The following is a 22,445-nucleotide window of genomic DNA, read 5'->3' as shown; positions in this document are numbered from 1 at the left end:
CAAACAAAAAACGCCCTAGTAAAAGCGCGTCTGTTGTTCCTGTTTCTTCTTGTCTTTTTCGCGTTCGCGATCCTGATCAGCCTGGCGTCTTTGATATTCGCGTTTGGCTAACCGCTGTGCCTTGATATCGGCGCTGAAAATCTTTTGTAGGCCATTCAAGTGATTGGCTACTGATGGTTGATGCTGCGTTTTAGAGACTGCTTCCTGCTCAGAACGATAAGCTGATATATCTTTTAAAATGCTGTTACCCATCCGAGCGTACAGCTCATGTAGCTTGTTATCGGTGTAGTCTTGCGCACGGTTAGCTTCTTTTGTGCCACTGCCATACAAGGCTTCACGGAAACGTGTTTCTTGTGCGAGTAGTTGTTTAAATTCGCCCAACTCTTCTGGCTTACAACGCATCAAATAGTTTCGCGACATGGCATCTAACTGCTCACGATATGGCTGCATGGCATTGTTGTTGTACTTCCAAAGACGCCGATCACGGGGTAAGCTTTTGACCAGCTCTTGATACCTAACGGTAAAGTCTAGGCTGCTCTGATGACGCCAAACAGAACGCTGATCGGGTTGTAGTCGTTGACGAATGAGTTCACTGATTCGTGCAAGTGAACGATCGCGATCAACCATTTCGTTAGCAAATGCCGCCTTGAAATGGTTCAAAATTTTCTTAGGCACATAACCCTTGCGCTGCCATTCTTGATAGGTTTGACCGTGCTTACCTTCGACTGTAACTCGTTTCCATTCACGGGTAGGTTGTGGCTCCACAATGGCAACATGAATATGAATGTTGTCTGTGTTGCGGTGAATCGCGGCAGACCAAATAGCCGAATGTGCCATACCCATCTTGCTGGTGAAGTCGTGCATGGCGACCCGGGTAGCGTCACGCAACTTAGCTTCATCTAATTGTTTGGTCTTCAGATTGTAGACATTGTTTTCAGCTAGGAAGTCGTTACGGAAACTGAATACGGACTGCCACATGACCGACTGATGTTTTTGTGCCACGGTGAATTGTTTCTTTAACTGAACGCGTTGTGTTGGTATTAGATGATCGTATTGATCAGTGAAGATGCCGGAAGATTTTTTTGGATTCTCCATGTAGTGGTTGTAGCCGTCAACTGACAGAATGTTTTGTTGGTCAAAGTGATCAATCCGAATCGCCTCGTCTCGATCAATGTAGTTGATGTAGCTGCCAAACTTTTTGGCATGGGCTGCGACAAAATCGGTCACATTGACAATGCCAGGTGATACACGATTAGGCATCAGCACCACCACCTCGATGGTGTACTTGGTTCGTTTGGCGGCGAATGTACTCGGTCTTAATCTGGTCACTGACGATCTGACGAGCAACTGTTGTTGGCTTCATTGTGTCATCGGGAATGGGCAAATTATCCCAGCCGTTTTGAACGACAACACCGTCAAATAGTTTCAGCAAGACCAACATGTTACGATCGGTCATCGTCACTTTCTTTGTGGTGGGTTTGAGCTGCTTCATAACCTCCTGCACAATTTCATGGACTAGTTGTTGTTGCTGAGTAACTTGTTGGCTCAGTTGATGGTGTTCATCCATTAAAGACTTGAGGGCAGCACTTAAAGTTTTTAGATCATTCTGATCCATATATTTTTGAACGTCCTCTGGATTAGCGAAGCCTTCAAGGCTGGAATCCAAAGTCACTGTTTTTCTAATCCTCATTAGGCAACCTCAACCTCCTAACCGCATCAACAAAGTCAAGATAGGCTTTCGTATTTTGCTCAATGATGACTGCCATCTGTCTTGTTAGTTCGCGCAAATCTGACACATCACCACTGAGCAAGTGGCCGGTTGCGTCATGATGAATGAGTTCGCGAAGATAGGCTTCTCGTGATAGATGAGCACGTTTAGCAGCGGATTCAATACCCGCCAAATCTTGCTCAGATAAGTCTCTCACTTTCAATTCTGGCATTCTTTTTTCCTCCTTTAAAATAATGACGCCAACGAAAACGTCACTGATGTGATAGCCACGCTTCCAAAATATTTGATTTGTTGACCCTTAGGTTGTACTTAGCAAGCTCCGGATTTTGATTTAGTTTCCGTTGCTTTTCAGCTACCAACTGATCCAACTTTGCGATTGCCTGATCGCTCAAGGTAATCATGACTCGACGTGTTTCGTTTTGTTTATCCATCTCAAAACCTCCTTCGTAGTGATGATGAATTGTCATCTGGAAATCCATTACAACGTCGAAATTGCATCACGTTACCGGACGATTTTTGGTAAACGATTGCGACTACTTTAGTCAAAACGTGAACGTTTTTCACTAGGCAAACGAGCAGAAAAATATGAGTTGCGAACCAACCGACCTCAAAAACGGCCCGATCGGAACAAACATATTTTGAAGGCGATCTGGCACGCCCCTAAATAAAGAAAGAGCATAAGGTAAATCTGACCCCAAAAGTGGGTTAAACCGCAGTGCGGTTTGATTTATGGTGGGGTCACGTTCCGGAGGGAATGTTGAATATTTACGTTAAATCCAACATTAGCAAAATAGGCAATGTTGGATTTTAGAAGAAAATTCAACATTTGACGACAGGTAATAGTCCCTACGGCCAGTTGACTTACAGAGATCAGTGTTGGATTTTTTTGCAATATTTAACATTTAGCAAAAATTGAGGTTGACGGTGAGTGCGGACTCATTTTTGGTGTTACATCATTCGCACCTCAATAACGCATTGACTGTAACACCAAGTGCACTCTTGGAGATGCGATCGTTGCAAACGCACATGCGCACTCAATGATCAGCGTAATGCTGATAGCGCTTCTCGTAACTTTGAAGGTTGCTTTGCGCCACTTTAATGGCACTTTGCGTATCGCTGATGTCCTGTTTCTTGTCTTGTATATTCGTCTCGGTTTGCGTCATGCGTTGTTCAGTTGCTCGTTTTTGCTCGCCGACTTGTAAGTTGGCGGTGTCTTTCTGACGGGCTAAACTAGTCTTCAAAATTTTCAGATCATGATTGTATTGGACAAGCTTCTTTTCTAAGGAAGCGACTCGGTTGGTCGTGTTGCTGCGCAAAATCTTGAGGTAGTTTTTAAGATAAATGCCTTCTGTTAGGGACGTCACCTTGGTAGGATGGCGAAGGTCTAGGAGAACAAAATCAATGGTACTCGTGACCCCTGACAAGTCTTTTTTGGAACCTAGTTTGACAAACAAGCGGCCATTGTTGATCGCACTTTTCTTAAGCTTGACCACGTAATAATCATCAGCGATCTGTTTCAATTGGGTATGGAAGTCACTGCCGCTATGTGTCTTTTTAGTCACGACGACAGTTGTTAGAGGTGCCAGTGGGTCAATGGTGTTCTTGGTAACATAGAAGTACATGGCGGCGTTTTGCTTGTCTGTATCGACTCCAGCAAATTGAAACTGGTTGTTGCCTTGATCGAAGGTCTGACCAAGACTGATTTGTTTGTTGTCGGTTTGACGAGGCCATAAAACGATCGCAAAAATGAGCAAAGAAAAAGCTGCTAGAAGAATACCCAGCAGCTTGACGTAGCGGAGACTGTACTTGTTTTTGTCTTGAAAGTGAATACCTTGATTCATCATTTTAATGTTCACCTGCCTTACCACCAGCCAGCACTTTGTCAATTTGCTGCTCTTGATGACCCGTATACTGTGTCACCACTTTGCCCTTTTTATAATGAACTAGGGTCGGTACCTTCGTGATGCCTAACGCAGCTGCCGCTTCCTTGTTTTGCTCATTAGCAACGCTGGCAAACTTGAGTTGTCCGGTTACTGAACGCCAGAAGTAAGTGCGATAAACTTGCTGGCACACTGAACACGTAGGACTGTAGTAAAGAATATATTGATCCTTCTTTTGTGCATTGATGGTGATTGGTGTTGCCACATTGATCATTGCCTTCGGTGCGTAAACATAGAGCGCTGATAAAGAAGCCGTAGCGATGACAATACCGATAACAGCATTGATGAGGAAATGTCTAAACGGATGTTTCACGGTGTCACCCCCGATAGTGCGCGGTTAGAATCAAAGGCAGCTAACTTGTAGTCGTTGCTGACCTTCCTGACCGTCCCTTGAAAAACCATCGTGGTTTTCTTATTTGTGTTCGTCTTGTTGTTACCAAGTTCGTAACGTGCCATTAACAAGTAGTCATCACCCTGTGGCGTGACAAAAATGCGCAGGTCGTTAATAGTCGATTCTTGGAACCCATTCGCGCTAATGGGTGTGTCACGATCAGACATGAAAGTCTGGATCGCCTCACCCGTTAGGTAAGGTTTCATGGCTTCATACTGACCCATTGTGGTGGCCGTTTTAGGCGAGTACATGCCTTGCAAGAGACCGTTCATCATTGCTGTAATCTTCTGTGTTGTGTCTGTTAGGTTGTCTGATTGAGATGATGTCGTAGTCGACTTTTTACTAGCGTTGTCAGCTTGATTTGACGCACGATCGGCCTGGTTAGAAAGTTTGAGCGCCTCTAATTGCGTCTCTAATGATCCATTTTTAGATGCCATGGTACGGAGTTCTTGTTTCTGCTGACTAATATTTTTGTTGGCTGTATTGGCTGACGTCCAGCCATAGACACCGGCACCAAGTGCAAGAATCATCATGACACTTACCAGCATTGTTTTACGATTCATGTTTACCTCCTTGTTCTATGGTCTGACTGCAAAGTCTGGTTCATAGTCTTTATAGGGACGAATGTGACAGACGTCATTGGGTTCAGGTTCCTCGATCACTTGACCATCACCAGCGTAAAAAGCAATATGATGTGACGCGCCGTGGTCACCATAAAAGATCATATCGCCTGGCTGTAATTCACTCATGACAGGTTTGCCGCCGTTGAATAGCATCGTACCTTTGCTTTCCAGTGACACCGTGTATTGTGGGTAAGATTTATGCGTGACTTGCATTAAGACGTAACCAACAAAGCCGGAACAGTCCATGCCAGTCGCTGGAGATTTGCCACCCCAGACATAAGGAACGCCAAGATATTTCTTCGCTTCGGTAATGATGGCACTACCGTTACCCACACTTCCAGCGCCAGAGTTGCACGTCGTTGCCAATGTGGCACTGGCATCTGCTCCAAATTCAAGCATTGTTTTTTTGACGGATGGTACCCAGCTGGCATTCAGTCCCGTGGGATCGTTAGCCGCACCCACAGGACAGTAGACCGAACCAAGCTTCTCAACCGTTGATAACTGTCGCTCGACAACCAGGTTATGCAAGGTGGCCGCCGTTGCGTCGATGCCTGATTCAATAGTCGGATATGAAATGATGGTGCTACCTGACATCTGGCCTGACGGATTGTTTTGATTACGCACGGCCGAACTTTTTCCCCACCCACTTTCGTGTCCCATGATGGACGCAAAAAGAGCAGGCGAAACGCCTGCCTTGTTGGCTGCTTTGATAGTGTAGTCCGCTTCATCTTTGAGCACGCCACTCGTAAAATATTTGGCCCATGCTTGCTGATAGGTGTCTTTGTTGAAATTCCCCGTGGCCGAAATGCTACCGGTAATATCGCAGTCGCTACCGCCACCTTTCTTATCGTTCAACCCAGCAAACATGGCTGCAATGAGGACCATGAACAAAACAAAAAGCAGTACGAAACTGCTTAAGCTTCCAAAGATCAAACGCAACAACCAACGTTTGCTAAGAGTTTTCACATCAGGCACCACCCTTGAAGATGGCAAGTTCTTGCTTCGTCACCTGGAAGTGCATATGCAGTTTTTCAGATCCTAGGAGGAACATGGCTTCACCTTTGTCAAACTTAGGAATCTGTAAAAACTCGCTAGGTGACAGAATATCACCTAACAACTGGCGCAAAATACGTGGGTTCTTTTCTGTTCCAATGGTTGTCGCATCATGCTTCAAAACAATCTTGTATTGGCATAAGGTATAAATCTGCCTGAGCGCATTAATGGCGCTGACTGTGTCTCGGTCTTGCGCATTATCACCGCTAGGAAACATTCGCTCCAACCGCTGTGTTGCTAAACAGATGGCGCCAAAGGCTTTACGATCTTCTGACATGATTCGGACAAACAGATCGGCCACATAAGCCTTGTTGGTGTTCAACAAAGTGTGACATTCATCAACGACCAATAAGAAGTGGTGAATATCCTCAAGCGATCGCTCACCGTCATCAAACGCCTTCTTTTCAATCCGTCCTTGTTTCATACAAACGTTGTAACTTGAGATCAGCGCATTATAAATCTGCAAGTCCTGTACTTCTTCTGGGTAAGAATCTGCAAGCGCTGAAAGGTCATAGGAAACCACCAACTCCCCGTCATAATCAGGCAAGGTAGAATGCACATCAAACAATTCGCCATAAGTCTTCCGCAAATTGTTAAGGGTGACATAGATATGATCTAGCAGTTTCTTTTCCATATCGTCTGTGCGGTTTTGGCGTTTTTGATCAACAAAGTCAATGAGTTGACTGAGCGTGGGATAATCATTGGCGTCTCGTTCCGTAATAAAAGGCTTCTGAGTTAAGCCAATGCTGTCGCCCAGAAGCCCTAGTTGACGATACAAGCCGTCGCACTGGGTTGCGAAGTATTGTGCCTCCTGCCCGCTAGCGTCGTGATTAAACAAGCGATATTTCACACTCAAGTCCTTGAGATGAGCTTTGTAGCTGCCAACTGGATCAACTTCGTTGCTATCACCCACGGTCACACTTGGATAAACCTGCAATAGATTGATTGTGCCGTCACGACCATCTAAACTAACGACCTTCCCGCCTAGAGCGTGCACCGTGTCTCTAAACTCACCAGATCGATCAAAAATACGCACCAGGTCACTCCGAATCGCGCGCTCCCAGATAATCTTTTTGAGCTGCGTTGATTTACCTGATCCCAGGTCGCCACTCAAAAACAGATTGTAGTAAGTTCGCTGTTTGTCGACTAAAAACTGATCCCAATAGACGGTTCCGCCAGTCTGCGTGTAGCCAAAATAAGACCCGAACGGGTCATTTAAAGAGGTTTGATTATGTGCAAAACTTAAGCCTAACACTTCACCGCTAAGCGGAATCCCTTCGCGCGCATTCTTCAAGTACCGCTGTTCACCAGCAGGTAGAAACATCGCCTGGTACTCTTCCATACCTTCACCGAGGAAGACTGAGGCCTTGAAGCTCATTTTGCGAATCTGCTTCACGACTTCGTTTACTTTACGTTCCAATTGATCACGAGTTGCTGCATAACAATACACTCGAATGTAGGTCTGCCTGATGACCTCACCGTCTTTACGTAGTGCTAAGCTCAATGATCGCAGCGGATCAATTTCATTTTGAATCTCATCAGAATCGGCAATATTTTTCGCATGATCTAATTGCACGGTCAGTTCCGTAATAGCCTCCGCAATATTGTCGACGAAATCGGCTTTAGTATTATTGACCGTATCCACCGTTGTTGTCACTCCAGGGATTTCAGTTATACCTGTGAGCCAAAAGTCACTGAACTCCTCTGGAATATCAAAAATATGGATCGTCGTCATATAGTGATCACCCATATTCAGATAAAGTTCGTTGCGCGTATCAATACCACCTGCAGGTTGCGTTTTAAAAACAAAGTGCTGATCTAAATCAAGCTTCTTCAGTTTCACTAACACTCATCTCCGGATTATTCATCATCTGTAACATCTTCTCCTTTTCAGCAAGTCCAGCACGCTCAAAGGTATAAAGCATCGATGCATGCCTAGCTAATTCGAGATTTCTTTCTAGCTCCGGCACACTGTCGCCAAAGAACCAGATCCAACTGCTTAGCTTGCGATAGGTTTTTTCTAGCTGCTTAAGAACAGCTAGATCGTGTTGTAACAGCTCAAGATAAATGGGATTACGAGTCTGCTCAATTTTCCGCCGGAAATAAGTCTGTTGCCGTTGGTTGGTCTCTGGAAAATTCATGTATAGTTCCTTGATCGAACCAGGGTATTGTTGATGTAACCCCCAAAGCTCACTCTCAATTTGATCTGCGTCTTGAACGGACAGTTCAAACAAGTCAAAGCTTTTGGGCTTGAATACGTCCGCATAAAACATGAGACCATTGTGAGCCAGCTTAATGTAGCCAGAATTAGTGATACCAACAACTGGATAAATACGACCAACACCATCCTTGCGTTCCTTTTTCTTGGCTGCCTCTTTTTGGCGTTTACGTGCTTCAACAGCGTCAAACTTTGTTGCCACGATGCTCACCTCGCTTGAATAGTAGTTGTCTAATTGGATCGTCAATTGCATGGTAAATGACCCGCTTGCGCAGTAACAACTGTTTCATAACCTGCAAGTTGTTCTTTTGTGGTACACCGGATTGGATTCGTAATGCTGCAGTTAGCACAAACATTAAAATCAACCCAAACAGCGCGACAGCCATGGGTGTTGTCACAATTAATACAATGAAAGTGACCCCAGAAACAGCACCCGCAATGAAGACATCGCGAATGGTCAGAAGTTTGTTGTATTGTCCTTTGACAATGAGACGGCGCGAATAAATCACCTTATGAGCCATTTAAGTCACCTCCTAAAGGTTGGCTGTTCATTATGATTTTGATATGAGTTCTTTGCACTTTGGATTACTTTGCGTGTATTGCTTGGAATGGCAGCACCGCGATTATAGGAACGCTGTGCCAGCCGAACAGTTTGCGAATGCTTGGCAAGTGCCGGGACGACTCTGCCACCCCACATTTGACCTAGCGTCCGTGTCTCAGCCGGGATCTGTTGTGACGCTGAGCCAGTATCAACGGCTTGCGTTCCAGATTCTACTTGCGTACCACTATCTGGACTAGTATTCCCGATTGATGATCGGTTTCCCGCCTGACTACCAACGTTGCTGGTCGCTGATTGGCCCCGGGTGTTAGTCCCGGTCGCAAAGCTTGCCCCTTTAGGAACCGATTGCCCCATCGTACGTTGTGCTGTTTTAGGTTTTGAAAGCTCGCCTTGATCTCCTTGCATTGGTTCACTCCCACTCAGTGAAGCCATGTCTGGCCCAGCGGCTGCTGGCGCCTCACTGGCTGGTTCTGTGCCACTCAACGAAGCCATATCTGGCCCAGAAGCTGCCGGCATCTCACTTGCCGGTTCAGTGCTACTGAGCGAAGTCATATCTGGGCCCGTGGCTGCTGGCGCCTCACTGGCTGGCTCTGTACCGCTCAACGAAGCCATATCTGGCCCAGCAACGCTCGATGAAGTTGGATTAGCGTCTGTGCCACTTTGTTTGCCAAGCGCTGGATCTGTTGTCGCTGGTGTTTCCAGATCAGGTGTCGCTGCGTCTTGTTTTGCGGCTTCTGCGCCAATGCCATCAATGGATGGTTTACTACCGCTAGAACGATTACTCTTATTGCTCCTAAACGCATTTGCAAAACCAGCACCATATCCCGCCGCACGAGCAGCGCCATGCGCCGTTGCGTGTGCCGCATTGCTGACACCCCGTGCCATACCACGACCTAGGCCACCAGCAGCTCGAAGACCCATCGCACCACCAACAAGGGTTGCCCCAATACCGCGGGCTCCACCATCCATGCCAAACAAACTTGTCACAATATTTGGTCCGTTAATCAAAAACATAGCACCAGCTATAATTCCGAAACACTGAGCCACTGGGCTTTGTTGATTTGATGGATTCGCAAGGGCACTTGTCCAGAAGGTGAATAGTTGTAACATTACCGAGGTTAAAAACAACACGATAAAGGTATCACGCAGCTTTTGTATTAAAGCTAAGTTACGTTTCCCGGAGTCAATATCCGATAAAGCCATACCTTGCGCCAGCATGGTAATAAAACCGATTTCCATAATGGATACGAAAACCTTGATAATGACCAAGATGATCGCAATGGTAAACGCAAATAACTCGAAAAACGTCAGATACGGATGAAAAGAGTAACGGTAGTAAGCAATATCGTGGAAGAATGCCTTCATATCGCGTAATTGATACTTACCGTCACCGTCCATTGTCAGCTGATGCGACATGATTTCATTCCCAGTCGCATTTAGTTTGGAACCAGCATGATTCAATAGCGTATTCCCAGTATCCAGTGTTTCATTAATATCTAGGTTATTGACGTCGTCAATTGTTTTGATGCTCGTGCTTGGATTGGGCGATAGGGATTTCCAACCATCATTGTTGACCCGCATTAAATCAGTCATATTGTTGGAGACGATTGAGACCGCCGGACGTGCTTTTTGTAGTGATGTTCCGACGCCAGCAACGACCAATCCAGACAGGGTTGACGTCAAGGTACCAAGGCCAATGAAGATAAACAACGCCACCATGAGATTGTTTATCTTCTGGTGAAAGTCAGTCTTGGTACGATGAATCATCATGAAACCGACCCAGGCAATCCCAAGCGTACAAAGAACCCAAAAGATGGGTTGATACGCGGCAACAAAGCCACTGACATCTTTTGAGTTCCAAAAGTCGATGAGTTTAAACGCTTGACTGTACATACTGGTCAAGCCATCAGCCAAATTCGCTAACATGCGAATAATTTGCCAGCCAATCCAGCGTAGGCCATCGTTGATCCATGTTGCTTTGTGCAACACTGGCTGAAACTTTTCCAAATATTCAATGGTACTCAAGCATTGTCACCTTCTTTCTTCTTGAATGCGTCTAACTTTTGATAGGCAAAATCCAGTTGCGCAGCAAAGCTCTTCATGGCTCGCCGTGCATGTAGCCAATGAGTCATCGCTTCAACGGAATCCAGCGACTGATATTCAGCGTAGTCATCTTGTGTGAGCAGCTCCTGAACGCCCTTTTCAATCATTTGAAGTTGCGATTTACTAAACAAAGTCGATAGCGGCGTCGCTTGTTGATCAATCTCTGTAGTGATTTGTTTCTTAGGGTCTTGAGGCTCCTGAACCTGCTGCGTTTGTTGATCACTACCTCGATTTGGCTTCGAATCATGCGTTGGCTTCTGTGAACCCGCAGCTGGCGTTTCTTCGGTCTTTTGTTCCAGATTTTCATCAGTTGCTGCTTGTTCAGACGCATTTTGTTCTACCTGCGGCTCATCGTTTTCAGCATTGAGTGAATGACCATTCACTTTAACTGTGATTTCAGGATCATCATTTTCATTCTGCGGTTCAATCGTTGTCACGGTAATATCCAGCAACATTTTTTTGAGATCAATGTCGTTATGTGCTGGCTTCTTATCGCCATACAACTCGGCAAAGGTTGCCTGGTGATTAAACCGTGTCAGATATTCAAACGAAAATGGTAACTCAGTGCCCTCATCCGGGTTGGCATGAATCGGCCAAGCTGTAATTGAACGATTCTCAAGATCAGACCGTTGCTTGCTGCGAATTAGCACCACTTCGCCTTTTCTGAGTCGAAGCAACTCATCGGGCATCATCAGTCTTCTGGTCTCTTGAGACTCGCCAAACGACTTGTCCGTGTCCATTGGTGCCCCGTGACGCGATGGTGCAATCACCGTTGTTTGTCCAATTTGTTTGGAGAAGTATTCTGCATCATCGTAGTTATCAGCCAAAATGTCATACTTGTTGCCACAGGCACCCATTATTTCAGCAGCGCCTTCCTTGCCATAATTGGCCTCCAACTGTGCAATCGACTGCAAAATCAGGTAATAGACCAAACCGCGTCCACGACCAACGTTGAGATAATGTGGTAATCCTTCAATACGTGGTAAGTTACCCAGCTCTTCATACAGGTTAATCACCCGTCGGTTGAGCTTAGAATCCGCCGCGAGCGTTGCCATTTTAGCCAGCACATAACCTACCTGCGATAGAAAGGTCGCCACTAGTGAGTAGTTCGAGTTGTCGTAATCTGGATAGATAATAAAGAAAGCCACTGGTTTGTCACCAGTGGCTAAATCGGCAATGTTAAAGTCATTTGTGGCCGTTAAGCGGCCAATGTTACTAAAGGCGTAGTTCTTAATGCCTGCCATAGTGCCAGTAAAGATACCACTACGGGTAATGCCTTGAGAAAACTGAATCGTGCCATACTGCAATTTGGCTGGATCACCAGAGGGCAACTTGGAGAAGAACTTGTCCAGTTTGGTCATGCCATTCTCGTCTGGATTCGCCCCTAATTCGCTTAACATGGTTGTAACAGTGTACATCGTGATTTTCTCAGGTGTGTGTTGATCAAAGCAGACCTTACATACCGCTAGAATCAAGGCGTTTAGCAGCGAAATAGACGACTGCTCCCACATCGGTTCCTTTGCATTCGGATTGTGGAAAATACTGTAAGAAAAGGTATTACACAACATCTGCGCATTATCAAAGTCTCCAGCAGCGTACGCTTGTTTCACTAGCTCAAGTGGGTTATAGGCAATCGAGTATGTCGGATCAACTAGGTTTAAAGCCGCAACTCGATAACCACGTGCCTCAAATTCTGCTTTGGTGCTACGAAGCATTTCGCCTTTAACATCGGTGATAATAACAGAGTCATGGACGGATGCCCGCATAATGAAATCCAGCACTGGCAAGGAGAACAGCGTTGTCTTCCCACCACCTGGCCCAGCCACAGCAACTGTATTGGTGCCGCTGGTATCTACTAGGTCAACGCCATGATGCTGGTCGGCACCGCGATACTGCTGCACAACAGTCTTCAATTCATATTTGTCCATTTGATCCTTTTTAATATGGAGCTGAGGTACCCCTGACTTACCGACATATGGATAATCATTTAATGGAATGGCGATACTTGCGGCCGCCACCTCTGCTACCCGTGCAAAGCGTCCGGTGCCTTTTTGTCCAGTATTAATGGACTGAAAAGCTTTGCGCCAACGATAGGTGCGTATGAGCACATAAATGACCAGCACAACTAGACCAACCAAGTACAACAACGCGACCAGCAGATAAGTGAAATCAGGCCATAAAAAGTTAGCCGGATGTAGTACCGTTGCGACAATTGTTTGTAAACTAGGTGCCTGGTTTATCAGTTTTAAGAACATTGACGGAATATGTGTCAACCAATTAAGGATCAGCAGGCCACCTATCAACCAAAGTCCTGCAATCACGATTAGAAATCGTTTATTACCAAGCGCTTCACGCCACTGCCTTTTTTCGTGGTTCATGCTGACCTCCTTTCTGCTACGACCTGTTATTCATGACGACTCGCCATCCATTCCACTAATCGCCAATACACCCTTCTAAGTCTTTGATAAGCGATTTTGAGCACATAGAGTGCTAATGCCACGATGATCGTTATGACAATTAACATCAGTGGATGCTCTTTAATCCCATATATGTCTTGTTCGAGGATATGCGCGTAGACTGCCAAAACAAGCAGTCCAATCATGATTCCCCATTGAGGAAATATGACGCGCAAGCTTTGCACAAAAAAGACCGCACATACTAGCGCAGCTGCTGTAAGAACAAATTGATATAACTGGGATTGCGTCAACAAGGCAGCAGGCAGTGCATGATACAGTAACACCAGTGCCAACAGGCTTACAATTAGCCCAAGCGCACGCTCACTATGCTGCCGCAACGTGGTTGGCTTCATTTGATCGGCTGAAACACCGGTCTCATAGATAATCGTTGCTGTTTTACACCACTCTCCTGCAACCGATATGCCAATCACCTGATAACCGGCCGAGATCAGGTATCGGGTGGTTTCATTAACACGATCATCGAGGCCATCGCTGGTAAAACTGGAAATTGTTTTTATCGCTCGCATTTTTCCTCCTAGTTGAAGCCTCCTGGTAATACATTGCTGTAGTTCGATGAATCTATGGGCGTGTCATTTGCCACCTTTGGTGGGTTAGTTAGCTGATCATCAACCACTGGCGCGGCCTCTTTGACGATTTTGACGAAACTGGCGGCCATAATGAAGTATCTGGTCGTTGATTGCCCTGGTGCCTCACTGAACACACTGGCGTCAAAGCGACCAGTGATCAAAACACGATCACCCAGCTTAACGTTCTTAACGAAGTCTGCGGCAGTTTCGTTATAAAGTTTAACGGGAACATTGACCTTCTTAGTACGATCTTGATGATCTCGAATACATTCCAAATAGGCAGAAGCAGTTAGGAAATCCTGATTTTGACGGTGTTTCACATCGGTTATGACGGTTCCTGATAATTGAACACTATTGATGTCTTCCATGATGTCCTCCTATTCCACTGTGACCACAATGGTCTGTTGCGTCTGTTGTCCATTCTGATCAGTTGCCGTGTAAATCAGCGTATAACGACCTGCCTTTTGCGTATTAACCTCACCCTCATAGGAAATTGTTACTGGGCCGTTAGTTGACGTTGCACTCACACCGGCCATGGGATCAAAGTGATCCCCCAGTTTAATGGTCTGATCTTGTAACCCTTTGAAAACTGGCTTTTCAGCAATCACATTAATGACACGATCCTGGGTCGTCACATGGCCCCACTTATCAACATACGAGTACGTAACCGACTTTTGTCCTGGTGTTTTGGTATCGCATGTTGTCACCGTAAAATCACTAGGAGTCGCACTATATGGATCACTAACGGAGACCCCTTTGCGTAAATCCGGCGTTGATCCTTGTTGAACCGTCAACGCATCAAGTCCTGAGAAACTGGCATCTTTGGCATAAACCGTAATGTTAATGGTCTTGGTTGTTTGTCCACCATCATGATCTGACACGCTATAGGTCAGTTGAGACGTCCCTAACTTAGTTGTATCAACGTTGCCTGTAACCTTAACATCCTTCGTCAAATCACCATCTTGCACATCACTTGCAGTGACATTGGCCATGGGATCAAATGAGGTTCCCACTTCGACTGTTTGATCATTCGCACTGATAACTGGCAAATCATTGGCTACCGTGATCACGCGCTTCGCGCTGGTCGTTTGACCGGCACTGTCGGTTACCGAATAGGTCAGGGTGTACGTTCCCTCTTTGCTTAGATCAACATTGCCCGTCACCTTAATGGCCTTAGTAAGATCGCCATCCTCTTTATCCGAAGCCGTAATGCCATTTAGCACATCAAAAGTACCATTATGTGACAGCGAAACCGTTTGATCCTCCGGAACATTTAAAACAGGGGCAGTATTTTGCTCCGGTTGAACAGGATTAACCGGGTCAACTGGGTTAACAGGATTATCTGGGTTGTCCGGGTTGACTGGTGTAATTGGATTGACAGGTTTGTCTGGGTCAACCGGCTCTATGGGATTAACTGGTATCGGCGTTTTGCCATCATCGTTAGTTTTACCTTGATCAGTTTGTGACGTCTCTGTTGTGTCATTGGTCAGTGGCTTTACGCTAGCCGTATCATCGCTATTGTCATTTAAAGCCTTTGGTGGTTCAACTGCCGCCGTTGCTGCCGCCAGTGATGCTTTGGCTGCTGGCGTATCTAAAGTTTTCGCAATGGCCGCAATTGGATTACTATCCAAGACACTGTTGGTTGCCGATTTGAAAGCCTGGTCTTCACTTGAAGTTGAGGTGTTGCTGTCTCCTAGAGCCTGGTCAATAATATCGTTGACTGTATTCTTGCCTTTCTCCTTCTTAGCTTGGCTGCCTTTGGATGCTTTAGGCTTCTGCATTTTTGTCTGGTAAGACGACGTGTGAGTGGCCTGTTGATCACTATGTGCTTGTGTGGCAGCCCAAAGGCCACCAGCTCCTAGTAGCGCAACGGCTGTTGTTGTGATGATGATATGACGTTTCTTATTATTCGTTTGTTGATTCTTCATAGGGACTCTTCCCTCCTAATGATTTTCTGAGTGCTAACCAGTTGTGCTGATCTTTGAGTGCTTGTTTCCGATCTGTTTCAGAGAGTTTTGAATTATTTGCGTCCGCTTTAGCCTTCTCATAGGCAGCCTGATAGGTCTTACCAACTTCAAGCACTTTGTCGGCATCTTTATTGTTCATGGATTTCGCAAGTGTCGCCGCTTGATCCAACTTTCCCTCATGAATCAACGCGAGAAAGATCAGCTGTTGCAGTTGTGGACTCTTTATTTCTGAATTGATGGTTAAAGCATTCTCTGGTTGATTCTGGTAAATATAACTGATAGCTAGTTTTACCTTTCTAACTGCCGTTAGATCCGCATCTTGGCTTACCGAAATGACCGTTGAAAACTTCTTCTGCATATAAGCCAAATCGAAGCGTCCATTATTTGATGGGTACTTTTGGACAAATGCAGCTAGCGATTTTTCATCATTGTCCTTGACTAACCTGGCTTCAATATCGCGATGCTTACTGGGATAAAGCTTTGCAGCTTGAACGTAAGAAGCATTCTGAATAAGCGTTTGATAACTCGGCACAGGCTTTGGCCTCATCAAAAAGAGCATAAAAATAGCAACGACTAGAATCGTTGCTGCTGCTAACAAAGAACGCTTTATGATTTGTGCAGATACCCCTATTTGGGGCCGTTTTAAATGTGGAAGCCGCCATATTGGTTTTTTCCTTACCTGCCGTCTTGACGGGACTTTCCGTGATTCTTGTGGTTTTTGCTTTGCAGCAGCTGACGCTGGCCTTTCTGCTTCACGTACTGCTTCTTCCGCTTTGGAGACAATTGGCTTGAGATGATGAGCTTTTTCTTGATGAGCAACTACTGGCAAGGCTTCTTGGACTGCTTTTGGCTGTTCCTCAATCGTTAGTTCCTGACTTACTCGGTCGGAAAATGCATTAAATGCTTCAGGCGATTGGTCACTCAAAACGGTTTGGTAGGCATGATCTAGAATCAAGAGAAGGTTATGTAGCCAGCCTTGTCCTGTGCCAATTGGCAGATTATCTTCATATTCAATGCCGTCCTGACTGACAATTTTGAAGTTCACATCTTCCTTGAAGTGATTTTGAATCGCATAGTCGTCAGCTGCGCTAATCATCTTTTCGGCTTCGGATAAAGACAGTTGTCTCTTTTTCTTTAGAAATTGACGCAACTTTCTTGAACACTCAAATTTAGCGTACACTGCCTTCTCCCCTCTTTTAGAGTGAGGCTTATTCAGACCGAATTAACCTGCCAAGCCTTGTAACCAAGCAACTGCGGCAGAAGCGAAAATAACTACAATCAGCCCAATAGCAACATTGGTCATACCATCACGCGCCTCGCGGATTTTCTGTTGATCCTTGGTCATGTGAGCAATACCCATTAAGCCAAACTTGACTGCCGCATAGCCGCCGGCAATGGCAATAATAAAACCTAAAATAGCGCTCAATAAAGCGATGACTTTTCCTTGCATATTAATGTCCTTCTTTCATATTGAGATTCTTGAGTGCCTGTAGAATCAGTTTTCGATGGCTCTCAATCTCGTCAGTCATTCTTTGGTAAAGCCAGTCTTCATATGCGAGATTTTGTTGTTTCAAAATCTCCGTTAGCATTTGTTTCTGATTGTTCATTTGTGCCTTACTAATTGCCATAACGACACCTCCTTATTTTTAATGCGACTCAACAAATCGCTGAAAACCGTTTTGCGGGCGAACATAAGCCACGATCACGCGATCTTTACTTGGTAACACCCGCACAATCTCACCAATACAAGTTGTATCAGGCAGAATAGGCCACCCCGTTTCGATACTTAATACGGCATGCCGTAGTTTCAGCATCAAGGCTTTCTCCTTTGGATGTGGAAATCTAATTTCAAGAAGGCCGTTTTTCCGTTTAGCTTCCTTGATGTCTTTTGTTTGAAGAACCAAATTGAACATACGATCACCTCCTATATCAAGTTTTTAGGAACGGACTTAATGCGCTCTCCGCTAATCACTAAACTGCCGTCTCTTTTTAATTCCGCTGACCCCACCTTTAGAACCAAAACGTTTTTCAGCTGGTTAGGCGGCTTTATATTGCCAATCACCACTGTCATACCTGGCTTAATTGGATAATCCGTGTGGTCCTTAACCCATGAAGCTTGGATTCGATAAGAAAGAGCATCACGATCTTTCGAAATTAACTTCAAATTGCGATCATGTAACCAAATACCTACAGATTCAGCCATGTTCAGTCTCCTTTCTTTAGCGCAAAAAACACCTGCAATTAGCTGGCATTTGGCGTTCATTATTTTGGCGTTAGCCAAGGCCGCTTCGTGGAATCGAACCACGTTTCCCAGTAGCGGCATTTGTTGTCCAGCGACACACCATTAAATTGCGCAACAGAGCACAACTTTGGTAAAATGGAGGTACGTTAATACCTAAGAAAAGCGCGCCCTAGGGCGCGCTTTTTGCTTGTTGACGATGTTTTTCAAGAGCTTCCTGTCGTTCCTCTTCACGAGAACACAATCCGCTAATCCGAATAGCTGCAAGCTCACACAAAAAGATAAAGCCTAGTAATACCCAGAAACTGCATTTGAAAATCAGCCACAACATCTTAATCTCCCCTCACTTTTCAGTTTTTGAATTGTAGGACGGTAAAAAGCCTGAATCATAAAGTCTTTTCTCAGTAGCAATCAACCGGCGCACCAATGTTGAGGGGCGTTCCTTAGTAACCTGACAAAGGGCAAGAATGTCAATGGTCCGGACAAAAATTGTCCGGTTCTGCCGAATGCGTATGGTTGTCACTTAAATTCACGCATTATCAGATCTTTTATCAGCGTTTAATCTTGTTTAACGTGCAAGAGAGACTACAAACAAGCCCTGGCATCTGGTCTTTCCCCAGGGCTGTGCGCCTATTGAAAGGTTACTTATGCAGCTGCTGACTTTCTTTTGCAAGCACCGCGACCGTTGGTCTCGCGATCATGATTGTAGAAGGTGTTGTAACGAGCAATGGATTCAGTGACGTCTAGAATTGATTCATAGTTGATCTGATCCAGCCGGACCCATTCTCGTTTCAATAGCGAATGGTAGGCTTCGATCCGCCCGTTATCAGCCGGTTTGCCTTTGCGCGAATATGAGTGACGCAGGTGCGCATCTGTCAATGTTGTCTCAAATAAACGACTGGTATATTGACTACCCATATCGCTATGCACCATCTTAAAAGTATAACCTTGGTGAATTAACGCTTGAATCGGTGCGACCGCGAGGTCTTGTGTCATCTGTTGACCCACTTGCCAAGCTAAGACTTTTCTCGCTTTTGGATCATACGCTGTTGCAAGGTAAACCCATTTTTGGTTGATCAGTTGAATATAGGTGATATCGGTGGTCACGACCTCAGACAAGTCAGCTAGGTGTCGCATTAAATTAGGTTTTTGTGGCATGTCAGTTGTTGTGGTAGGCTTTTTAGAGCGTTTACGATACATTGTCGATTGAATCCCCAATTCACGCATGACTTTCCAAATCGTGCGGTCACTTAAGCGGCATTTAAGTAATTTACGAATGCGTTTAGCAATCCGCACGTATCCGTAAAATTTTCGACGTTGCCAAAGAACCTGAACCAGCTCTTTAAGCTTAATTCGGCGGCGATTTCGTGACTTAGGATGCCACTTTAACCAGTCATAGTAGGTACTCGAAGGGATCCGTAACGCTCGGAGAATAACTGTGATGCGGTGCCCCCGGCTCAATTGATCTTGAATCATAAAAAGAGCGGCCTTTCGGCCGCTATGAATCAACGGCGCTGGTCCGCGTCAAGTAGACAGGTGAAATAATTAAAGTGCCTATGCAGTTTTCTTTACGGCATGATTCCGGTATGTCATCGGGGTCATGCCGTTTAGTGTTTCTTGGCGGCGTTCGTTGTTATACCAGTTGATTGCCGCCTCAATACGCTTCATCATTTCTAGTTCCGATAAGCAGTGCTCAAAGGAAAATCTCTCGATCTTGAGGTGACTCCACAAGCTCTCCATCGGGCTGTTATCACCTGGTGTCCCGGGTCGTGACATGCTGTGCGTGATACCTTCGCCCGCCAGGAACGTGTTATAGGTGCTACTTGTGTAAGCCGTGCCCTGATCACTGTGTACGGTATCAGGCTTGATACCATCGTTATTCTCGATGGCCAGTTTCATTGTTTTAGTAGCCAAATCAGCCGTCTCTGTCGGTGCTACGCACCAAGCAATCACGCTGTGGTCATGAAGATCCTTTACGGCGCTTAGCCGTAGCCTCTGTTTGTTGTCCTTGCCCGTAGGTGATCTCTGAGCAGTCGGTCACCCAGACTACGTTAGGAGCGACTGGGTGGAAGGCGTGCCCCATGTTGACGGTGTAGAGCTTATTGACGAGGAGAAACGCCTTCTTCTCCACTTGACGGTCACGCTTTGCCACACGAATGGAGGCGCGGATACCTGCCAACCGCATGATTCGGCGAACTCGGCCGTGACTCACGTGGTATTGCGTCTCCGCGTTGATGTACGTCATGAGCCGTTTAACGCCGAAGACGTAGTGATTCTTCTCTTCGAGCTCAATGATGTAGTCCCGGATGGCCTGATTCTCCTGCTCATGGACGGTCACTTTACGATGTGTCCACTTGTAGTAGGCTGCTCTTGAGACGCCCATCATCCGGCAAGCCTTGCTAATACCGTAGAGCTTGCCTGCGTCTGGGTTCACTTCTTGTGCAAGTTGTTGAATGGTCTGATATTGTTCGTCTGACCGGCATTCCTTCTTTCCAATTCCTGGAGTTTTTTTAGTACTGCCGCCTCCGTTGACACATGGACCAGTCGCGCTTGTAGTCGCTTATTTTCGAGCTTCAGACGCTCGATCTCAGTCAGTTGCCCATTGTCTTTCTTGGCCTTGCCACGCCGATCTTCCAAGGCAGATTCGCCGCCTTGCTTGAACTTCTTGACCCAGGCGTATACCTGCCCGTAGGAGATCTTGAATTGCTGCATCGCTGCGCCGTAGTTGTAGTCATTGGCAATGGTCCATTGTGCAATCTCGATACGTTCAATCTGTGTGGTTTTGCGTCCGTCCTTCATTGGTCTGGCCCTCCCAGTGGTTTGTAATGGTTGACCACTAGTATACAGGGAAACCCACCGAACAATAACGCTATTGTCGGGGATACCATATTCTCGGGCTAGTACTGGGTACGATGTATGCCCCGCAAGATATTTCTGAACAATCTCTAATTTGAACTCCTCAGCATACTTCTGATGAACGCTTCTGGGTTTGAGGCCGTCTACACCGGTTGCTTCAAAGCGTTCAAGCCATTGTCGAACCTGATTATGCCTAACACCATATTCTCGCTGGACAGCCCAAGGTGCCCAGCCACCCTCACGAACCAGACCAATATAGAATAATTTCTCCTCCAGCGTGTATCTGGAACCCTTTCGGTCCATACAAAAACTCCTCCCTAGGAAGACAAGCTTTAATTATTTGCTTGTCTACCCAAGAAGGAGTATATCCAACGCTTTGCCAGCAACACCGCCGCTCGTTTTAAAATATCGAGTTCTTCCCTCAAACGGCGATTTTCTTTTTGAAGTTGCTTGAACTGTTCGTTGGTCACAGCAGTACCTTGATGATCAATGGCAATGACAGTGGCCGCCTGAACCCATTTGCGAATAGTGTCTAAGGAAGGACCGTATTCTTCATGTAGTTCTTTGAATGAGTGTCCTTTTTCATGAAGATCAATCAAGGTTTGCTTAAATTCGGGGGTGTAGCGAATAGCTGTATTGGTCATAAAATATTCCTCATCTGTCAATTATCGCACAAACTATTTTTGTCCGTAATTACAGCATAGGAGCCATTGACATTCTTGCCAATTAATAGTTGTTATGAATATATACTCATCCTTATCAACCAAGTAAATTAATTTTCCGTTCATATGTTTCCCTCCGTGTACTGCTTGATCTTATCAACCCTTAAATCGCACCATTCATCGTGTGTGCCGTCTGCTTCGTAGATTGTTACGACTGGCATTGAACGATAGCCTAGCTTGCGGAACCGCTCGTAGTCGTCCGCGTCTGCTGTGATGGTTTGCACTGGCATGACTCGTGACAGCTTGAATACTGTTCGCCGACACTTTTGGCAGTGTGGCTTTGTGTAGATGATTGCTTGCATGTGTTTCTCTTCTCTCGATAGTTTCTCAATGATTGCTTGCTCTGTGTGGCTTACATATCCGTACCCGACTCGCTTCATCGCATTAGTTGAGTTCATAAGTACACCTCAATCGCGTGTCGTCATAAACGAACGCATACAGCAGATGTTTGCCCGTGGTGAAGCCATTCTTAATCTCATAGGGATCATTTGGCTTTGCTGTTCCAAGCTGGCGCCACATAATGCCACGATCATCTTTAAACCGCTCGCTATGATAGTGGCCTGAGTGAAGTTCGTATGTTTTTGCCATATTGAATATCTTTTTGTACTCAAATGGAAAAAGTCCTGTCAGTTTGTTCTTGGCTACATCTCCGTGTGCGAGCATAATGCCAACATGCCCTAGCAAGTATGCACAGCGCCAGTCGGTTGCCAAATTGCTGTCATTGAGACGTGATTGCTATATTCAATTGCCAGCGGAATAATCTGATCAAACAACTTCACAGCATCATGGAATGCCTGACGCATGTTTGCGTGATCTAGTTGCGTTCCTCTAACCGTTTGTGTTACATGAATCTGATCACTATGGAATAGATCTCCCAATTGCTCGATCACAATCTCGTTGTAGCCGTCCATGATTATCTCTCTAAGTTGACTCACCATGTCTTTTAGATCGGCGAATGTTGTCCAGCCAAAATGCAGGTCAGGCAATGGGATGACTAAGTTG

At 45.7% G+C, this 22,445-nt stretch carries 28 protein-coding genes and 1 pseudogene; all 29 read right to left on the bottom strand.

Translation table 11 applies throughout. From position 1 onward, the window contains the following. Positions 1-15: 15 nt before the first annotated feature. Positions 16-1,260, bottom strand: a complete 1,245-nt coding sequence (gene mobP2, locus GSO_RS13755) for a MobP2 family relaxase (RefSeq protein ID WP_010493216.1) — start codon at positions 1,258-1,260, stop codon at positions 16-18. Further along, the gene (locus GSO_RS13750) at positions 1,253-1,690 is read right to left on the bottom strand and encodes a hypothetical protein (RefSeq protein WP_003605670.1); all 438 of its coding nucleotides are present in this window, start codon (positions 1,688-1,690) and stop codon (positions 1,253-1,255) included. The genes mobP2 and GSO_RS13750 overlap by 8 nt, the downstream gene beginning before the upstream one ends. Further along, positions 1,680-1,940: a hypothetical protein gene (locus GSO_RS13745; protein ID WP_003605672.1), complete on the bottom strand. Its 261-nt coding sequence runs from the start codon at positions 1,938-1,940 to the stop codon at positions 1,680-1,682. The genes GSO_RS13750 and GSO_RS13745 overlap by 11 nt, the downstream gene beginning before the upstream one ends. Before the next feature lie 40 nt (positions 1,941-1,980). Continuing rightward, positions 1,981-2,160 (bottom strand): hypothetical protein, encoded by a 180-nt coding sequence (locus tag GSO_RS13740; protein ID WP_003605673.1) that lies wholly within the window; start codon positions 2,158-2,160, stop codon positions 1,981-1,983. Between the two features lie 603 nt (positions 2,161-2,763). Beyond that, positions 2,764-3,585, bottom strand: a complete 822-nt coding sequence (locus GSO_RS13735; protein ID WP_010493212.1) for a hypothetical protein — start codon at positions 3,583-3,585, stop codon at positions 2,764-2,766. After that, positions 3,575-3,982 (bottom strand): thioredoxin family protein, encoded by a 408-nt coding sequence (locus GSO_RS13730; protein ID WP_003605677.1) that lies wholly within the window; start codon positions 3,980-3,982, stop codon positions 3,575-3,577. Before GSO_RS13730 ends, GSO_RS13735 begins: the two co-directional genes overlap by 11 nt. Next, positions 3,979-4,623, bottom strand: a complete 645-nt coding sequence (locus GSO_RS13725; protein WP_010493208.1) for a hypothetical protein — start codon at positions 4,621-4,623, stop codon at positions 3,979-3,981. Before GSO_RS13725 ends, GSO_RS13730 begins: the two co-directional genes overlap by 4 nt. Positions 4,624-4,638: 15 nt before the next feature. Next, positions 4,639-5,649, bottom strand: a complete 1,011-nt coding sequence (locus GSO_RS13720; RefSeq protein ID WP_010493205.1) for a C40 family peptidase — start codon at positions 5,647-5,649, stop codon at positions 4,639-4,641. A gap of 1 nt (position 5,650) precedes the next feature. Continuing rightward, entirely contained in the window at positions 5,651-7,579 is a 1,929-nt protein-coding gene (locus tag GSO_RS13715; protein ID WP_003589979.1) for a putative type IV secretion/conjugal transfer ATPase, read from the bottom strand. Then, positions 7,560-8,156, bottom strand: coding sequence for a hypothetical protein (locus GSO_RS13710; RefSeq protein ID WP_010493203.1), 597 nt, complete (start codon positions 8,154-8,156; stop codon positions 7,560-7,562). The genes GSO_RS13715 and GSO_RS13710 overlap by 20 nt, the downstream gene beginning before the upstream one ends. Continuing rightward, positions 8,140-8,475 (bottom strand): DUF5592 family protein, encoded by a 336-nt coding sequence (locus GSO_RS13705; protein ID WP_010493201.1) that lies wholly within the window; start codon positions 8,473-8,475, stop codon positions 8,140-8,142. The genes GSO_RS13710 and GSO_RS13705 overlap by 17 nt, the downstream gene beginning before the upstream one ends. Positions 8,476-8,480: 5 nt before the next feature. Next, positions 8,481-10,538, bottom strand: coding sequence for a pLS20_p028 family conjugation system transmembrane protein (locus GSO_RS13700; protein WP_010493198.1), 2,058 nt, complete (start codon positions 10,536-10,538; stop codon positions 8,481-8,483). Next, positions 10,535-12,994 carry a VirD4-like conjugal transfer protein, CD1115 family gene (locus tag GSO_RS13695; protein WP_010493197.1) on the bottom strand — a complete coding sequence of 820 codons (2,460 nt, stop codon included), beginning with the start codon at positions 12,992-12,994 and terminating at the stop codon, positions 10,535-10,537. Before GSO_RS13695 ends, GSO_RS13700 begins: the two co-directional genes overlap by 4 nt. Before the next feature lie 26 nt (positions 12,995-13,020). Further along, complete coding sequence (locus GSO_RS13690) at positions 13,021-13,599, bottom strand: hypothetical protein (protein WP_010493195.1); 579 nt, start codon at positions 13,597-13,599, stop codon at positions 13,021-13,023. A gap of 8 nt (positions 13,600-13,607) precedes the next feature. Next, complete coding sequence (locus tag GSO_RS13685) at positions 13,608-14,027, bottom strand: single-stranded DNA-binding protein (RefSeq protein ID WP_003589969.1); 420 nt, start codon at positions 14,025-14,027, stop codon at positions 13,608-13,610. Positions 14,028-14,036: 9 nt separating this feature from the next. Next, the gene (locus tag GSO_RS13680; RefSeq protein ID WP_010493192.1) at positions 14,037-15,587 is read right to left on the bottom strand and encodes a DUF5011 domain-containing protein; all 1,551 of its coding nucleotides are present in this window, start codon (positions 15,585-15,587) and stop codon (positions 14,037-14,039) included. Further along, positions 15,565-16,806 carry a hypothetical protein gene (locus GSO_RS13675; RefSeq protein ID WP_010493190.1) on the bottom strand — a complete coding sequence of 414 codons (1,242 nt, stop codon included), beginning with the start codon at positions 16,804-16,806 and terminating at the stop codon, positions 15,565-15,567. Before GSO_RS13675 ends, GSO_RS13680 begins: the two co-directional genes overlap by 23 nt. A 42-nt stretch (positions 16,807-16,848) precedes the next feature. Next, a complete protein-coding gene (locus GSO_RS13670; protein WP_003572360.1) occupies positions 16,849-17,076 on the bottom strand; it encodes a hypothetical protein in 228 nt (75 codons plus the stop codon). Position 17,077: 1 nt separating this feature from the next. Continuing rightward, positions 17,078-17,254, bottom strand: coding sequence for a hypothetical protein (locus tag GSO_RS18240; RefSeq protein WP_003572358.1), 177 nt, complete (start codon positions 17,252-17,254; stop codon positions 17,078-17,080). Positions 17,255-17,272: 18 nt separating this feature from the next. Beyond that, positions 17,273-17,539: a hypothetical protein gene (locus tag GSO_RS13660; RefSeq protein WP_003572355.1), complete on the bottom strand. Its 267-nt coding sequence runs from the start codon at positions 17,537-17,539 to the stop codon at positions 17,273-17,275. An 11-nt stretch (positions 17,540-17,550) separates the two neighbouring features. Then, on the bottom strand, positions 17,551-17,829 hold the full coding sequence (locus GSO_RS13655) for a hypothetical protein (protein WP_010493185.1): 279 nt from the start codon (positions 17,827-17,829) through the stop codon (positions 17,551-17,553). A gap of 681 nt (positions 17,830-18,510) precedes the next feature. Next, the gene (locus GSO_RS13645) at positions 18,511-19,341 is read right to left on the bottom strand and encodes an IS3 family transposase (RefSeq protein WP_003605691.1); all 831 of its coding nucleotides are present in this window, start codon (positions 19,339-19,341) and stop codon (positions 18,511-18,513) included. Positions 19,342-19,419: 78 nt separating this feature from the next. Beyond that, positions 19,420-19,818, bottom strand: coding sequence for a DDE-type integrase/transposase/recombinase (locus GSO_RS18485; protein ID WP_235500842.1), 399 nt, complete (start codon positions 19,816-19,818; stop codon positions 19,420-19,422). Between the two features lie 7 nt (positions 19,819-19,825). Next, positions 19,826-20,251, bottom strand: coding sequence for an IS3 family transposase (locus GSO_RS18480; RefSeq protein WP_235500843.1), 426 nt, complete (start codon positions 20,249-20,251; stop codon positions 19,826-19,828). 44 nt (positions 20,252-20,295) lie between these two features. Continuing rightward, a complete protein-coding gene (locus GSO_RS13635) occupies positions 20,296-21,024 on the bottom strand; it encodes a helix-turn-helix domain-containing protein (RefSeq protein ID WP_010493177.1) in 729 nt (242 codons plus the stop codon). Positions 21,025-21,053: 29 nt separating this feature from the next. After that, positions 21,054-21,365, bottom strand: a complete 312-nt coding sequence (locus tag GSO_RS13630; protein ID WP_003582149.1) for a transposase — start codon at positions 21,363-21,365, stop codon at positions 21,054-21,056. Between the two features lie 140 nt (positions 21,366-21,505). Further along, entirely contained in the window at positions 21,506-21,841 is a 336-nt protein-coding gene (locus GSO_RS13620; protein WP_010493173.1) for a thioredoxin domain-containing protein, read from the bottom strand. Continuing rightward, positions 21,828-22,127, bottom strand: coding sequence for a hypothetical protein (locus GSO_RS13615; RefSeq protein WP_012491052.1), 300 nt, complete (start codon positions 22,125-22,127; stop codon positions 21,828-21,830). Before GSO_RS13615 ends, GSO_RS13620 begins: the two co-directional genes overlap by 14 nt. Further along, positions 22,121-22,445 (bottom strand): annotated as a pseudogene (locus tag GSO_RS13610) (GcrA family cell cycle regulator); the annotation flags it as partial. The pseudogene GSO_RS13610 and the gene GSO_RS13615, both read right to left, overlap by 7 nt.

It is taken from the genome of Lacticaseibacillus zeae DSM 20178 = KCTC 3804 (assembly GCF_000260435.1).
Classification (GTDB): domain Bacteria; phylum Bacillota; class Bacilli; order Lactobacillales; family Lactobacillaceae; genus Lacticaseibacillus; species Lacticaseibacillus zeae.
Note: the sequence above shows the minus strand (reverse complement) of the source record. Positions and strands in the feature narration are given on the sequence as shown.